We start from the raw sequence: 15359 nt of genomic DNA on the forward strand, positions 1-15359 counted from the left end.
ATCTCCCAGGCTTTTATCCTTCCGTGTCACATTTAACATGTGGCTTCCTCTCGGACCAGTCCAACATTAAGCGTTGCGGAACCCTAGAAAGCTTTTATTTAATTCTCTGTATCATATCAATTTATCCCAAAAACTTCAAACACAGCCTTTGATTTACACCTCAATTTAAAATAATTATCATTTAAAAACGCTTGCAATAAATACTCGGGTGTTTTTTTACATTTTTATTTTAAAAAGTTTTAATTATTTAAGTCATTACCCTCTACATTTTATAATATTTCATGTATACTGAATATCAGATTATAACAATTATAATCTGAATGATTAATTAATGAAATGAATTCTCAATTAAAACAATCCAACTATTGGATTGAAATATATAAAAGTGAGGGATTACTATGCAATTATTAAACTACAAAATGCACAATGATGAACTCATCGCTACAGTGTTATCCGATAAGAAACAAGTATTCAAATACACATTTGATGTAAACACACCGGAATATGAAATCTTAGATGTACTTGAAGAAATTAATGAATACGTAGACAATGGACACCATCCATTAGGTTGTTCATTACTAAAAAATTATACACATGCGGATGTGAGTCACAATACTTTATAATATTAATTACACACCAAAAAGATGAGTATACTGTTAACTTTGAAACAGTGTACTCATCTTTTATTTTTACTCCAAAAAACACTACCTATAATTGAACTGTGCATGGTATATTGAGTTAGTTCCCATCCATTATCGGGTAAATACATAATAAAGATATTCAAACGTGATAAATATAGTTTAGGGGGGACACAACATGTTCTATGGTTCAATATTACTCATAATTCTTGGTATTGTACTGCTGTTTTTAAATAAACGCCTTTCAAACAAAGGTGATACAAGTAAAAAACAAAGTTTGATTAGTTTCGGCATAATGTCATTAGTTTTTGGTCTTTTTGGCCTTCTAGGCGTTATTATTATGGCAATAACCTAATATTGATTGCATGTAAAAAGGTGATAGACTCCTTATATGGCGTCTATCACCTTTTAAATTTACACACTATTACATATCGAATAAATCATTAAATGATTCAATCATCGTTGGATGTGTATAAATATTATCTTTCAATACCTTATAGCTTAATTTCTGATCTATTGCTAACTTTAATACATTAATGATTTCTTCTGATTCTAAGCCATATAATGTTGCTCCAAGTATTGTTTCCGTATCTTTGTTCACTACTACTTTAAACAAGCCTCTTGGGTCATTATTCACTTTATGTCTAGGGATGGCATTAACTGGAAGTGTATTTTCTATCACATTATATCCTTGATTTTTAGCTTCTTCACCAGTTAAACCTACACGTGCCATTGGCGGATCAATAAAAACTGTATAAGGTACAGCGCCTCTATTTTCAGTAGAACGCGCACCTGTTCCAAAGAGTTGGTCTTTAACAATTCTAAAGTCATCTAAAGATATATATGTGAATTGCATGCTTCCTTTAACATCACCAATCGCATAAACACGTGGTGCATCCGTTTGTAGGTATTCATTCACTTTAATTTCTCCATGATCACCAAGCGTTATATCCGTATTGTCTAAATCTAAATCCACATTAGGCTTACGACCAGTTGCTAATAAGACTGCATCCGCTTCATAATCTCCATTAGACGTATGCACGATAGTTCTAGATTCAGTATCTTCAAAGCGTTCTGTATTCACATTATATATGATATTTACGCCTTTAGTAGCTAAATCTTTTTTAACTTCTGTAACTATATCCTTATCTTCTTTAGTCATAATATCACTGCCACGTTCAAGGACGGTCACTTGTGTGTCGAAGTTAGCAAACATAGATGCAAATTCTAAAGCAATGTATCCACCACCAATGATGACTAATTGTTTAGGTTGGAAATCCAAATTCATAATCCCAGCTGAATCGTATAAATGTTGAGAACTTTCGACGCCTGTTATGGGCGGTATGACTGACCTTGCCCCAGTATTAATAACGACATCTTCTGCATACAATGTTTCCACTACATCATCATCGTCATTTAATAAGTTCACTTCATTGTTAGATTTGAACTTCGCAGTATAATCCAAGACTTCAATATTATTATCATCAGCAAGATTATGATAATTTTTATTATTCAACGCATCTACCACATCTTTTTTTCTAGAAAATGCTTTATTAAAATCATTATGCGTTAGACCTTCGTGAACAAGCGTTTTTGAAGGGATACAACCAACATTGATACAAGTACCACCATACATCGCTTTAGACTTCTCAATGACTGCTACTTTTTTACCTTGTGCTGAAGCAAATTTCGCTAATGTTTTACCACCTTTACCAAATCCTATAATCACTAAATCAAATTGTCTCATGAATATCCTCCTTCAATACATCATCTAATACATCAGTAATCATGACGCTTTTATAATAATTAATTAATATATCATTTTCTTTTTGGTGAAACTTAGACATCGTGGTTCCTATTTCCCTGGAAATCTCACAATCGCTACCTTCATCACCTGTAAATATACGTCCATCTGACCTTTCCGCATTAAATAATTCAAATAAGTCTGCCAAATTAACATCAATTGTAACTTTTATAATTACATTAAAACATGTATGAAAATTTCTCGAAAGTTTTTGCTTATAACATTTATATTCCCTAATTACAGTAATATATATCCAACAACGTTATTGTTTTGCATTACTGAATATATTTAATATACTTATGTTCAAGATAGGATAAACAATGAAGGGGATGGCGAGATGATTAAAAAATTGGATGAAGTTATGATATACGTATATGACCATGATAAGGCGATTGAATTTTGGACAGAAAACTTAGAATTTGTAGTAGCAGCCGATGACGAAGAAATGGGTATGCGTGTCGTAAAACTACTTCCTGAAGACGCTGCGCAAACTGCTATTGTATTGCAGGACAAAGCTAAAGTTGACGAAATGGACATGGGGGTCAGTACTGCTACGCCATCACTTATTTTCGCAACAACAAAATTCGATCACTTATACGATCGTTTGAAATCTAATCAAAATACAGTTGGAGATATTATGGAATTACCTATGGGTAGAGTATTTAATTTTGCAGATGCAGAAAATAATTATTTCGCAGTTAAAGAAATATAATTCCGCAATTGTAAATGACTGTTAAATTGCGAGTAATACAATCGTAATCAACATATAACCTGTATAACCCATAAAATTTGTTATACTTTTATAGCAAGTAAATATGTATTACAGGAGACAATTATGAAAAGAATCTTCCACTTGTATTTATACTATTTGATTATGCTAGCTATCGTTGCCGCTATTTTACTTTCTTTATATTTTTTATATGTGTGGAAAAACGACCAGCCGCAAAATCAAGATTATTATAAGAACTTTGAAGAGCTCAAAGCTGACACAAAAGAAGATCGTGATTGGCAAATCAATTCAAAAACTACAAATAACAAAGATATATTAGTTACTGCTATTCATGGTGGCGGTATTGAACCCGGTACTTCCGAATTGGCAAAAATCATTTCTAAAAAAGGTAACTTTAATCTATATAGTTTTGAAGGTTTATTAAAATCGAACAATGCTAAATTGCATATTACTTCGACACGATTCGATGATCCCAAATTAAAAGACATGACTAGCAAATCTGATGAAACGGTATCCATTCACGGCATTCGAGAAGATAAAAAAGTTGTCTACATTGGTGGTCAAGATAAAGATATGGCCAAATCTATACGTAAGGAATTAGAAAAGGAAGATTTTAATGTTGAAAATAGTCCTAATTACGTAAATGGAGATTCCAGCCAAAATATCATTAATAAAAATGATTCAGGCTCAGGTGTTCAACTTGAGATTTCAACAGAATATCGCCAGTCATTTTTTGAGGATGATGACCTTGGTCGCTCCACGAGAGAAAATCCAAATGATTATAGACAATCCATCTACGACTTTGCTGAAGCTATCACAACGGGCGTAAAAGAACAAACAACAAAAGACTAGTAATAAAAAACCCAAAAATCTTACTTGATTAGAGTAGTTTTCTGGATTTTTATCCTTTCTAGTCAAAAAAGCATATCGTATTTTAATTTATATTCTTGTGTTTTTGAATCACCTCAAAGATAAAAAAATCTAAGCACTCTAAAGGAGAAAGTGTTTATATTATGAATTAGTAACTTTTTGACTTATCCTAAAATGAAAGCCTTTATATTTTAAATAGCAAAAGGACTGATTATTTGAAAATATTTATATCGTTATTAAAGTTTTTCTATCCCTCGCTAGTGGTTTTCCAGGCTTCATATTTTTCTATAACAAACTATGAAGAAAAATATGAAAAACTATTAAAACCTAAAAAAATGATGGATAGCTTATTTCTACCTATAATATGGCTCATTATAAATGTTATCTCAGCATTCCCTTTGTCCTTCTTACAATTACATAAGAACAAAAAATTCTTTTTAGGTTACAATGGGCAATTAATAACACAAAGCCTTTGGTATGTAACTTTTTTTAAATATCAATCACTTTTAAGCGCATTGTTACTAAAAATATTTCAATCTATATTTATAGTACTTAGCATTAAATCGATTGCCAAAAGTAAAAAAGTTTTCCGTTTCTGCCTTAGACTCCACTTGATATGGAGTATTTATGAAATATATACAAACGCCAGTTTTTGCTTATTAAATAAAAAGTCTAATTAAAAAGGTGATTATATGAAAAAGTTAATTCCAGCTGTAGCTATATTCGTGACTTTATATTTATTAACGAATAAGAAAAAAAGCGATGCTAATACGATTACTAAAAAAATTGGTGCTTATTATATAAATAATCACATTATTGTAAATAGAACATATAAAGTTAGTCCACTTTATATACCCTTTCCGAAAAAAGAAACTAAAACAGCTTTAAATCAGATGATTAATGATGCTAACAAGCAGGGTTTCCAATTAATTATTATTAGTGGTTTTAGATCTTATTTCAAACAGCTACGTTTATTCTCCATCTATGTTAACCGTGATGGATTAAAGAAAGCTAAAACTTATAGCGCTGAGCCAGGTTATTCTGAACATCAGACAGGCTTAGCCTTTGACGTTGCTTCTCCAGGACTAGATGAATCTATAAAAGAACAGTTTCAATATACGAAAGAAAGTAAATGGCTCCAGGATAACGCCCACAATTATGGGTTTATCATCCGTTATCCTAAAGGCAAAGAACATATCACAGGATTTATGTACGAGCCGTGGCATTTAAGATATCTTGGAAAAGAAGACGCAATAAAAATAACAAACCAAAACCTTACTGTTGAAGAGTATTTTAATTTAGTGTAACTATTGTAACGATAATAAAGAAGGTCTGGAGCTCAAAGCCCAGACCTTCTTTATTATTTAAAATTCATTATTAGTAAATATCAAAATATGTGTCCTTTAAATTTTTTTCGTCTGCTTGGTTTAATAATGCTACTACTAAACTAAAATCATTAATAATATGACTTATTCTTTTGAAAATAGTTTCCATATCAACTGTTGTTTGTGATTTTAAACCTAAACAAAAAACAAGTTGAACATCTTTGTCCCCCCCTTAATAGTTTCACTAATTTCCTATTAAATTTAGTGATTGTTTTAATACACCATCATCATCAATACGCCCATATGCAACAGTATCAAGCATTTTCAGTTCTAGTCAGCCTCGCCGTGGTGGGACGACGAAATCTTATCAGAAAAATTAGCTTTCTATCCCATCCCTTAGATATTTTAATAATATAGATTTTCTTGTTTTACAATCCGTTACAACCTCTAATATATGATCCTTTATTTGACTTATATATCTATAATTCTCCAGTTAAGAATTGGGCTTCACCATTAAAGAAACTCCAATCTTTATCAGTATTTTCAACTAAACTAATCATGATATCTTCTGTTCTTATATTTAACTTGTCATTTAGAGAATTCACTAATTTTTTATAGAAATCAGTCTTTTGGTCTTTAGTGCGCGGTCGTGTAACAATAGTGAATACCAGTACATCATCAGTTCTAGAAACACCTAGTCCCGTGTCTAATATTTGCATTTCATAGTCCTCATGCTGATTAACAATTTGATATCTATCACCTATCGGGGATTGAAATTTTTCCAGCATAACATTATATGTAATATCTAGAATACTTTTGATTTCTTCTTTATTTCTACCTTTAATCATATCTACTTTTATTAACGGCATGTTATTACTCCTATCTACTATAATTTAAAAGAACCTACAATGCTGCAGGCTCTTTTACAGCAATTTAATGTTTTACTTTTCCATCACTAGAGCACTTTTTAATAATACTATTTACTGTTGATTTAATTATTTCAATACTTGGACTTAAAATTTCTTGAGGACTAAATACTGTAGGATGCTTGATTAAATAATCCCTTATAGCACTACTCCAGGCTATATTTATTTCAGTATTAAAATTGATTTTTGCATGTCCATACTTCATTGCTCTTTTTAAATCATCATCTGATAAACCAGAAGCACCATGTAGCACTAAAGGTATGTTTAAAATATCATTGATGTTTTGCATTTTATTAAAATCTAAAGCAGGCTCACCGACATATTCTCCATGCACTGATCCAAGTGCAGGCGCTAAGGTATCAAGATTACTAGTATTCGCGAGTTTAACACAGTCTTCTAAACTAGCATATTTAAGATTACTAGTCATACCATCTTCGCTACCACCTACCGCGCCAACTTCACCTTCAACATAAACATTATATTGATGTGCATAGTTTACAACTTCTTTAGTTGATTCAATATTTTCATCTATTGGCAGTTTAGAACCATCAAACATAACTGAGTCATAGCCTGCATCAACAGCTTTTTTACATCCTTCTACACTTAATCCATGGTCTAGGTGAATAATAACTGGAACTGTGATGTTCATAGCCTGAATTTTATTTTTGATTGTTTTCCCAATAAATTCATATCCACCTAAAAATGGAATGTTTTTATCAGTTGTACCTAATATAATAGGAGAACCACTTTCTTGTGCAGCTTTTAATGCGCCTTCAATCCATATAAGCCCATTAATATTAATTTGTGGTATAGCATAGTGATTTTCAAAAGCATTGAGGATATATTTTTTCATGAAAGTAGATCTCCTTTCATTTAATTAATAAGATTTAGCATGTTTTAGATTGTACTCTAAATCTTTTCGTGATTTTTTCACATTCTCTTTTTGAGATGTTTCTGAAACACCTACATGCCAGAATGATTCATAACCATCTGTCATTGTTTTAGGCAATACTTTTATATCAATGAGTGTTGATTTATTATCATTTTTAGATGCTTCTAACGCATCATTTAACTCATCATAAGAATTTACTTTATATGTTTTCGCACCATATCCTTCTGCCACTTTGGCATAATCAATAGTCATTATTTCTTCATTATTAGTCACGAGTTCAGTACAAAAACTGTCGCTTCCATTACCCATTTGAAGATTGTTAATACAACCATAACCACTATTATCAAATAAGATAACGTTAATTTTTTTATCATATTGCAATGCTGTAATTAATTCTGTGTGTAACATAAGGAAACTCCCATCACCTACAAGTGCATAAACTTCTTTATCAGTTTCAGCAAGTTTAGCACCTAGCGCACCTGCGATTTCATAACCCATTGTTGAATAACCATATTCCATATGATAACTATTAAAGTTTCTTGATTGCCATAATCTTTCTAAATCTCCTGGGAGTGAACCTGCAGCTGCAACGATAATTCCGTCAGCATCTATTTGATTATTAATTTGGCTTAAAACATTAGTTTGAGGTAACAACGTATTTAATGATGCTTTATACGATTCAAAATGTTCTTTGCTAAAATGACCTTCTATTTCAGGTTTATAATCATTTTTTTCAATATCAACAGCAGTTAATCTTGAATACTCTTGTTGCCATTCTTTATTAAGTCCATTGATTATCTCACTTAAATTAAACTTAACATTTTCCAACAATGTATTTAACGCAATAATTGTTTCTTTAGCGTCGCCAACGACTTGTGTAGCATCTAACTTATAAGCATCTACACGATTAACATTGATATTCACAAATTTAGTATTTTCAAAATCGAAAGCAGTTTTGGAGCTTGTAGTAAAATCTGAATACCTTGTCCCTATACCAATTATGACGTCAGCATCTTTCGCATACTTATTAGCAGAACTATTTCCTGTAACCCCGAGACCTCCGAGATTATATATTTCTTCAGATAAGATAGTTGATTTACCGGCCTGAGTTTCTACCATAGGAATTCCAGTATTTTTCATAAACTCGATAATTTCTTTTTGCGCTTCAGAATACTTTGCCCCTCCACCAACAATTAACAATGGCTTTTTCGCTTGTTCAATAACTTCTTTAGCCTGATTAATTGCGCGCTTTGTTGGAGTGACACGATCTACATAGTGAATTCGTTTTTCAAAAAATTCTACCGGAAAGTCATAATCTTCTCCTTGGACGTCTTGACTCAATGCAATGGTAGCAGGACCTGCTGTAGCTGGGTTAGTCATTACTTCAAAAGCTCTAATTAAAGCGGACATAACTTGTTCAGGTCGAGTGATTCTATCAAAATATCTAGATACAGGTTTTAAAGCATCATTTGTCGTAATCCCCAAACTCTGTTGCTGTTCTACTTGTTGAAGTACTGGATCAGGTTGACGTGTTGCAAACGTATCTCCTGGCAAGAAAAGTACAGGGATATGATTTGCTAAGGCTGTGCCTGCTGCAGTGACTAAATTAGCAGAACCAGGTCCTACAGAGGTAGTGACAGCATAAATTTTTTTCCTTAAATTTTGTTTGCTGAATGCAATAGCTGTGTGTGCCATACCCTGTTCGTTTTTTCCTTGCATAATTTCAAAATCATCTTGATATTGTGATAGTGCTTCTCCAATTCCCAGAACATTACCATGTCCAAAAATATTCATAACACCTTCTACAAATCTGTACTCTTTTCCATCTTTTTCTATATATTGATGCTTTAAGAATTTTACTATTGCCTCACCTGTAGTTAAGCGAATTGTATTTGTCATTGTTCCACCCCTTTTATGACTGTTGTGCGATTAGGTCCTCTATAGCTTCTACCGTAGGCATTGCTTCTGAAGAGCTATGACTGCTAACTACAACTGCAGCTGAAGCAGCACCGTATTTCAAAGCTGTCGCAATATCCTTTCCTTGTACTACAGCGTATAAGAACGCAGCAGCGTATGAATCTCCAGCACCAAATGTTTTTACAACATTCGCTTTAAATGCTTTTCCGTCATAACTTTGCCCATCTTTAGTAAATGCGTGAGACCCTTGAACACCGTGTTTAATTACAACTAAATTTGGAGTATAATTGAAAAGTTTATTAGCAATAGCGTTATCTTCTAACGTTTGGAAAATTTCAATCATATCAAACTCATCACGCGTACCTATTACGATATCGGCTTGTTCCGCCACTAATTTGTAGTACAAAGAAGTTTCTTCTAAATTCGCCCAAGTATAAGGTCTGTAATCCAATTCAAAAACCACATTCACATTGTTATCTTTTGCTATTTGTAGGGCTTTAATTACTGCCTCTCTTGATGGTGATTTTGCTAAAGCTGTTCCTGAAATCAATAAATTTTCAGAATTTTTAATATAATCTTCTGACACATTTTCCGGTTTCAAATATAAATCTGCTACTTCTTCTCTATACATCAAAATGCTAGACTCTTTCGGACTTTTAATTTCAGTAAAGGTAAGTCCTATTTTATGACCATCCTTATCAATTGAAATTTGCGAAGTATCTACGCCTACTTCATCTAAATAATTTGTAATGAATCTGCCATGTTGATCATCAGAAACATTTGCGATAATACCTACATCAAGACCTAATTTAGCTGAACCTATGCTTATATTCACAGGCGATCCTCCGACATATTTACGAAATGTTTCAGTTTCTTCCATCGTTCTATTAATTTCTACAGCATTCAAATCAATAGCTGCTCTTCCAATTGCAATAATATCTTTTTTAGACACAATCACTCATCTCACTTTCTATTAATGATCCACTCGTGGTCTTTATCATTATTAAATTTCCATACTTTTGTTGGTCCTGCCATTATATTTAAGTAATACGCATCGTATCCATCTGGAACGCCTACTGGGTGGTAACCTTTAGGTACAATAACAGCATCTCGATTTTCAACAGCCATGGTCTCATCTAGAGAGCGATCATCTGTATATACACGTTGGAACACAAAACCTTGTTCAGGATTCACTTCGTGATAATAAGTTTCTTCCAATAAAGACTCGTTTGGTAAGTTGTCCTCATCATGTTTATGTGGCGGGTAACTTGACCAATTTGCTTGATCTGTAAATACTTCTACAACCAATAAATTTTCACTTGCTTTATGGCTATCTGGAAGGATGTTATGCACATGCCTTTTATTGTTATACTGACCTCTGTCCTCAACAGAATTATCTTCAGCTTTAATTACTTCAGTAGCTCTTTGTTCACTACAAGGCGCATAACAAACAATAGCTTTTACGTCACTCTTGGCTAAAACTTTTATTTTTTGATCTCTAGAAATATAAATACTATCTGTCGGCACACGATCAAAAATTGAATTACGACGCCCTAAATTTTCAAACGTTTGTTCATTATCAGAAATATTCGCATTTCCTGTTAAAACAACAATACACACTTCTTGATTTTTCGTTTCAACTTCATATGTTTTACCTTCTGAAATATCCACTACTGTGAAGCCAATATAATTTAAATTCAAATCTTTAGCACTATAATCATGGACTATTGAAATTCCTTCTGAAATCATATTATTTTGTGCTTTTTTTAATAAGTTTGCCATGCATATCGCTCCTTAGAATTGAGGTTCTTCATGTCGAGCAGTTACAACTTTACGACGAGTGTAAAAATCAATGCTATCTTTACCATTTGCGTGTAATGAACCAAAGAATGATGATTTCCAACCTGAGAATGGGAAAATCGCCATAGGCGCTGGTACACCTAAGTTAATACCTAGCATGCCTGCATCTACTGTTTCTCTGAAATATCTAATTGAAGAAGCACTATCAGTGAAAAGACACGCGCCATTTGCGAATTCTGATTTATTAGTAAATTTAACAGCTTCTTTTAAATTTTTAACCTTAACTAAAGATAATACTGGAGCAAATATTTCATCTTTCCAAATAGTCATATCTGTTGTTACATTTTCAAATATTGTAGGTTTTACAAAGTAGCCTTCTTCAAGGTTGTCTTTTCTTCCATCTAATACTAAGTCAGCGCCTTCTTCGACACCTTTATCAACATAAGCTAATGTACGTTCTTTATTTTCTTCACGAATCACAGGACCTAAGAACACGTTATCTTCAATACCGTTACCAATCACAATATCTTTACTAGCTTGTACTAATTTTTCTTTAAATGTATCATATACATCTTCTTCAATAGTAACTACTGCTGCTGCCATACAACGTTCTCCGGCAGAACCAAATGCTGCACCGATAATATCTTTGACAGCACTGTCTAAATCCGCATCTTTTAAAACGATAGTATGATTTTTAGCACCTGTTAAACATTGAGCTCTTTTTAAATTCTCAGTTGCTTTTTTATATACAATCTCTCCAACAGGTTTCGATCCAACAAAAGATACAGCTTTAATGTTTTCATTTTCACAAATTCCATTAACAACATCATTCGCTCCATGAACAACATTGAATACACCTTTTGGTAGACCAGCTTCTTCTAATAATTCTGCTAATTTATTAACTAATAAAGGCGTTTTTTCAGAAGGTTTAATGATAAATGAGTTACCTAAAACAATTGCCATAGGGAACATCCAACAAGGAACCATCATTGGAAAATTAAATGGTGTGATTCCTCCTACCACGCCTACTGGATATCTATAATTAGTTCCTTCAATATTTGTAGCAATACTTGATAAAGAATCACCCATCATTAATGAAGGTGCACCACAAGCAAATTCAACATTTTCAATACCTCTTTGTACTTCACCTAATGCTTCATTTGTGTTTTTACCATTCTCTTTAGTGATAATGTCTGCTAACACTTGCTTGTTTTCAATGAGTAACTGTTGGTATTTAAATAAAATACGTGCTCTTTTAGGAACTGGTACTTCTTTCCATTCCTCAAAACTTTTTTGTGCTAGTTCGGCAACTTCGTCTAATTCTTCTCTTGTAGTCAGTGGTGCCTTAGCGATTATTTCTTTTGTAGCCGGGTTTAACACGTCTACTGTGTCTTTTGCTGTTGATGTTATCCATTCCCCATTAATATAATTTTTCAAAGTTTCAACCATTACAATTCCTCCTATGTTATATTAGTAATCGCTTACATTTCTAATAAAAAAATATAATTTGATGAAATTTTGATTACTTGTTGGTATAATGTTAAATAATTAATGATGAAATGTCAAACTAATACATTTCAGAAATGATTATCAAAAAAGGAGAATATTAGTGAAATCAAAAAGAATACTAGAAGTAGAAAAATATATTAAAAAAAACGAAACTGTGTCTATCGAAGAATTACAGGATCATTTCAATGTATCTATAAATACTATAAGAAGAGACATAAATGCATTAGCAGAAAAAAATAGTGTAAAAAAAGTCTATGGCGGCGTTAAGTCTATAAATAATAATAATCAAAAAGCACTTGATTATTCGGAAAGAAACGTCTCAAACTATAAACAAAAAAGAGAAATTGGTAGATTAGCATCCACTTTCATTGAACAAAATGACATCATTTACATCGACACTGGTACAACAACTATCCATATACTAGATAATGTTGACGAGAACTTAACATTCACCCTTATTACTAATAGTTTAGATATAATAAATAAGGCGACTCGCTTTAAAAACGTTACAATTTTTATTATTGGAGAAAAATATGCTCCACGGACGCGCTCTTTTACCGGTATTAAAAGCCAAAGTATCATTGAAAAATTTAATATTAAGAAAGCTTTTATGTCAGCAACAGGCATTAATATAAAAAATGGATTATCCAATGCTGAATTAGAAGAAAACTTAATTAAACAAACTGTTATAAAACAATCTGAAACTAAATATGTGTTAACCGATCATTCTAAAATTGGTAAAGCTACGCTACTTACTTACGCACAACTTAATGAATTAGATTATCTTATTACTGATCAATTACCAGAATCCTCCATTCAAGAATATTGCCAAAAATATTATATTGATATTATAAATCCATAAGTTGGTTAACTTATGGATTTATTTTGATTATCTATTTGTTATTTATTGACCAATTACCCAAGATGTACTAATATCTTTGTAAGGGCTTTCCTAATATTCAGAAAGTGGGAGGATTTACATGAATAAAATAAAAATCGGGCAAGTTGGACTTGGACGTTTAGGTCAAATACATGCGAGTAACATTGCAAATCATATCAAAAATGCTGAATTATATGCTGTGGCCAGCGTTTCCCCTGATGAACTAGAATACGCAAAAAAAGAATTAAACGTAGAACATTGTTATTCGTCTTATACAGATATGATCAACAACGACATGTTAGATGCTGTGGTCATAGTATCTCCTAGTGGTTTTCATGAAGTACAAATTTCACAAGCTTTAAATAAAGGATTACATGTTTTTTCAGAAAAACCTATAGGGTTAGAACTAGATAATATTAAAAAACTTGTTTCTAAATTAGATAATTATCCGAATCAAGTATTTCAGTTAGGATTCATGAGACGCTTTGATGAATCTTATCTTTATGCAAAAGAAGCAGTAGATCGTGGTGATCTAGGAACAATTACGACGATGCGTTGTTATGGTATTGATCCCAGTAAAGGGTTAGATAGCTTTATTAAATTTGCTGAAAATAGTGCTAGTGGTGGTATTTTCTTAGATATGTCAATACATGACATTGATTTAATTCGTTGGTTTACTGGTGAAGAATTTTCGTCAGTCTATTCTCTAGGAAATAATCTAGCTGCACCACAATTATCTCATTGTAATGAATTGGAAACTGGTGCCTGTTTAGCAGAACTAGAAAACGGAACAATTGCTTACCTGCTAGCAGGACGTAATGCACAACATGGTTATCACGTTGAAACAGAAATTATTGGAACTAAAGGTATGTTACGTATCGGGAATTCCCCAGAGAAAAACTTAGTAACTTTATACGACGAAAATGGTGTGGTTAGACCAACATCCGGTCATTTTCCAGAACGCTTTAAAGTTGCGTTTATAAATGAAGTTACTTCATTTGTTGATTCAATAATTAATAAAGAACAAGCAACAATTACTGCTTTTGATGGATTAAAAAGTACGGAAGTAGCAATTGCTATGCAAGAATCCTTTGATAAAAAGCAAGTTGTACATTTGGTTGGTGAATTAAAATGACAAAGAACATTAAATACGCATGCGCCCCTATCGCATGGACAAATGATGATATGCCAGAATTAGGAAAGGAAAATTCGTTTGAACAATGTATAAGCGAAATGGCTTTATCTGGATATGAAGGTACTGAAATCGGTAATAAATATCCAAAAGATCCAAAAGAATTAAAAAATCATTTAGAACCGAGAGGTCTTTCAGTAGCTAGTGCTTGGTTAAGTCTATATCTAACTAGTAAACCATTCGAAGAAACTAAGATTTCATTTATAAAACATAGAGATTTTTTATTTGAATTGGGTGCAAAAGTCATTGTCGTTTCAGAACAAGGGAATAGCATCCAAGGTGACTTTAATAAATCTTTATTTAATGAAAAACCTAAATTTACAGATACTGAGTGGACACTATTAGTTGATGGTTTAGAAGAATTAGGAAAATTAGCCAAAGAAAAAGATATGTCCATTGTTTATCATCATCACATGGGTACAGGAGTTCAAACGTTAAATGAAATTGACAAATTAATGGTCCTTACAAATTCAGAATTTGTTTCACTTTTATACGATACAGGTCATCTCGTTATGTCAGGTGAAGATCCTTTAGAAGTCTTCACTAAACATCAAGACCGTATCAAACATATACATTTTAAAGATGTCAGAAACGGCATTAAACGTATTGTTATTAGTGAAGACTTAAGTTTTTTAGAAGGCGTTAAAAAAGGAATGTTCACTGTTCCAGGAGATGGTGATATTGATTTCAAGCCAATTATCGAAGCTATATATAACTCTGATTACGAAGGCTGGATAGTTGTAGAAGCTGAGCAAGATCCATCTATCGCGAACCCATTTATTTATGCGAAAAAAGCAAAAGAATATATATCAAATTATTAAAATTGTTAAATAAAACATAAATACACCATTGTATTCATGTTTCAAAGGGGTAGTG

General features: G+C 32.3%; 17 protein-coding genes and 1 riboswitch. Of the genes, 9 read left to right on the top strand and 8 right to left on the bottom strand.

What is annotated here, in order from left to right:
* A riboswitch (guanidine-I (ykkC/yxkD leader) is annotated at positions 1–98 on the bottom strand.
* A 300-nt stretch (positions 99–398) separates the two neighbouring features.
* Both ACA31_RS01590 and ACA31_RS13330 read left to right on the top strand, forming a co-directional pair.
* Positions 399–623, top strand: a complete 225-nt coding sequence (locus ACA31_RS01590; RefSeq protein WP_057511640.1) for a hypothetical protein — start codon at positions 399–401, stop codon at positions 621–623.
* Between the two features lie 193 nt (positions 624–816).
* Entirely contained in the window at positions 817–993 is a 177-nt protein-coding gene (locus tag ACA31_RS13330) for a hypothetical protein (protein WP_172793142.1), read from the top strand.
* 69 nt (positions 994–1062) lie between these two features.
* Here the strand turns inward: ACA31_RS13330 and merA are convergent, their stop codons facing one another.
* Both merA and ACA31_RS01600 read right to left on the bottom strand, forming a co-directional pair.
* Positions 1063–2385 carry a hypothiocyanous acid reductase MerA gene (gene merA, locus ACA31_RS01595; protein ID WP_057511641.1) on the bottom strand — a complete coding sequence of 441 codons (1323 nt, stop codon included), beginning with the start codon at positions 2383–2385 and terminating at the stop codon, positions 1063–1065.
* Positions 2372–2590 (bottom strand): hypothetical protein, encoded by a 219-nt coding sequence (locus tag ACA31_RS01600; RefSeq protein WP_253721348.1) that lies wholly within the window; start codon positions 2588–2590, stop codon positions 2372–2374. The genes merA and ACA31_RS01600 overlap by 14 nt, the downstream gene beginning before the upstream one ends.
* A gap of 189 nt (positions 2591–2779) precedes the next feature.
* Between ACA31_RS01600 and ACA31_RS01605 the strand changes: the two genes are divergently transcribed.
* From ACA31_RS01605 to ACA31_RS01615, 4 genes are all read left to right on the top strand, one after another.
* The gene (locus ACA31_RS01605) at positions 2780–3154 is read left to right on the top strand and encodes a VOC family protein (RefSeq protein ID WP_057511642.1); all 375 of its coding nucleotides are present in this window, start codon (positions 2780–2782) and stop codon (positions 3152–3154) included.
* A 123-nt stretch (positions 3155–3277) separates the two neighbouring features.
* Entirely contained in the window at positions 3278–4024 is a 747-nt protein-coding gene (locus ACA31_RS01610) for a poly-gamma-glutamate hydrolase family protein (protein WP_057511643.1), read from the top strand.
* A 278-nt stretch (positions 4025–4302) separates the two neighbouring features.
* Positions 4303–4722, top strand: a complete 420-nt coding sequence (locus ACA31_RS13585) for a tryptophan-rich sensory protein (RefSeq protein ID WP_367576195.1) — start codon at positions 4303–4305, stop codon at positions 4720–4722.
* Between the two features lie 12 nt (positions 4723–4734).
* The gene (locus ACA31_RS01615; RefSeq protein ID WP_057511644.1) at positions 4735–5349 is read left to right on the top strand and encodes a M15 family metallopeptidase; all 615 of its coding nucleotides are present in this window, start codon (positions 4735–4737) and stop codon (positions 5347–5349) included.
* A gap of 497 nt (positions 5350–5846) precedes the next feature.
* Here the strand turns inward: ACA31_RS01615 and ACA31_RS01620 are convergent, their stop codons facing one another.
* The 6 genes from ACA31_RS01620 to ACA31_RS01645 form a co-directional block, all read right to left on the bottom strand.
* Positions 5847–6236 (bottom strand): tautomerase family protein, encoded by a 390-nt coding sequence (locus tag ACA31_RS01620; RefSeq protein ID WP_057511645.1) that lies wholly within the window; start codon positions 6234–6236, stop codon positions 5847–5849.
* A 64-nt stretch (positions 6237–6300) separates the two neighbouring features.
* Entirely contained in the window at positions 6301–7146 is an 846-nt protein-coding gene (locus ACA31_RS01625; protein WP_057511646.1) for a class II fructose-bisphosphate aldolase, read from the bottom strand.
* A 24-nt stretch (positions 7147–7170) separates the two neighbouring features.
* Positions 7171–9084: a 3D-(3,5/4)-trihydroxycyclohexane-1,2-dione acylhydrolase (decyclizing) gene (iolD, locus tag ACA31_RS01630; RefSeq protein WP_057511647.1), complete on the bottom strand. Its 1914-nt coding sequence runs from the start codon at positions 9082–9084 to the stop codon at positions 7171–7173.
* Between the two features lie 13 nt (positions 9085–9097).
* Positions 9098–10057, bottom strand: a complete 960-nt coding sequence (gene iolC, locus ACA31_RS01635; RefSeq protein ID WP_082587033.1) for a 5-dehydro-2-deoxygluconokinase — start codon at positions 10055–10057, stop codon at positions 9098–9100.
* A gap of 8 nt (positions 10058–10065) precedes the next feature.
* A complete protein-coding gene (iolB, locus tag ACA31_RS01640; RefSeq protein WP_057511649.1) occupies positions 10066–10884 on the bottom strand; it encodes a 5-deoxy-glucuronate isomerase in 819 nt (272 codons plus the stop codon).
* Positions 10885–10896: 12 nt separating this feature from the next.
* A complete protein-coding gene (locus tag ACA31_RS01645) occupies positions 10897–12357 on the bottom strand; it encodes a CoA-acylating methylmalonate-semialdehyde dehydrogenase (RefSeq protein WP_441296190.1) in 1461 nt (486 codons plus the stop codon).
* Positions 12358–12511: 154 nt separating this feature from the next.
* On the opposite strand from ACA31_RS01645, the gene ACA31_RS01650 reads away from it, so the two are divergent.
* From ACA31_RS01650 to iolE, 3 genes are all read left to right on the top strand, one after another.
* Complete coding sequence (locus ACA31_RS01650) at positions 12512–13273, top strand: DeoR/GlpR family DNA-binding transcription regulator (RefSeq protein WP_057511651.1); 762 nt, start codon at positions 12512–12514, stop codon at positions 13271–13273.
* Positions 13274–13391: 118 nt separating this feature from the next.
* Positions 13392–14426, top strand: coding sequence for a Gfo/Idh/MocA family protein (locus tag ACA31_RS01655; protein WP_057511652.1), 1035 nt, complete (start codon positions 13392–13394; stop codon positions 14424–14426).
* Positions 14423–15304 carry a myo-inosose-2 dehydratase gene (iolE, locus tag ACA31_RS01660; RefSeq protein ID WP_057511653.1) on the top strand — a complete coding sequence of 294 codons (882 nt, stop codon included), beginning with the start codon at positions 14423–14425 and terminating at the stop codon, positions 15302–15304. Before ACA31_RS01655 ends, iolE begins: the two co-directional genes overlap by 4 nt.
* The last annotated feature ends 55 nt before the right edge of the window (positions 15305–15359 follow it).

Source organism: Staphylococcus sp. NAM3COL9 (assembly GCF_001431205.1).
GTDB lineage: Bacteria > Bacillota > Bacilli > Staphylococcales > Staphylococcaceae > Staphylococcus.

Excerpts from the sequence above, each read along its gene's own strand:
- ACA31_RS01590 (WP_057511640.1), top strand. The coding sequence starts at position 399 with ATGCAATTATTAAACTACAAAATGCACAATGATGAACTCATCGCTACA.
- ACA31_RS13330 (WP_172793142.1), top strand. The coding sequence starts at position 817 with ATGTTCTATGGTTCAATATTACTCATAATTCTTGGTATTGTACTGCTG.
- merA (WP_057511641.1), bottom strand. The coding sequence starts at position 2,385 with ATGAGACAATTTGATTTAGTGATTATAGGATTTGGTAAAGGTGGTAAA.
- ACA31_RS01605 (WP_057511642.1), top strand. The coding sequence starts at position 2,780 with ATGATTAAAAAATTGGATGAAGTTATGATATACGTATATGACCATGAT.
- ACA31_RS01610 (WP_057511643.1), top strand. The coding sequence starts at position 3,278 with ATGAAAAGAATCTTCCACTTGTATTTATACTATTTGATTATGCTAGCT.
- ACA31_RS01615 (WP_057511644.1), top strand. The coding sequence starts at position 4,735 with ATGAAAAAGTTAATTCCAGCTGTAGCTATATTCGTGACTTTATATTTA.
- ACA31_RS01620 (WP_057511645.1), bottom strand. The coding sequence starts at position 6,236 with ATGCCGTTAATAAAAGTAGATATGATTAAAGGTAGAAATAAAGAAGAA.
- ACA31_RS01625 (WP_057511646.1), bottom strand. The coding sequence starts at position 7,146 with ATGAAAAAATATATCCTCAATGCTTTTGAAAATCACTATGCTATACCA.
- iolD (WP_057511647.1), bottom strand. The coding sequence starts at position 9,084 with ATGACAAATACAATTCGCTTAACTACAGGTGAGGCAATAGTAAAATTC.
- iolB (WP_057511649.1), bottom strand. The coding sequence starts at position 10,884 with ATGGCAAACTTATTAAAAAAAGCACAAAATAATATGATTTCAGAAGGA.
- ACA31_RS01655 (WP_057511652.1), top strand. The coding sequence starts at position 13,392 with ATGAATAAAATAAAAATCGGGCAAGTTGGACTTGGACGTTTAGGTCAA.
- iolE (WP_057511653.1), top strand. The coding sequence starts at position 14,423 with ATGACAAAGAACATTAAATACGCATGCGCCCCTATCGCATGGACAAAT.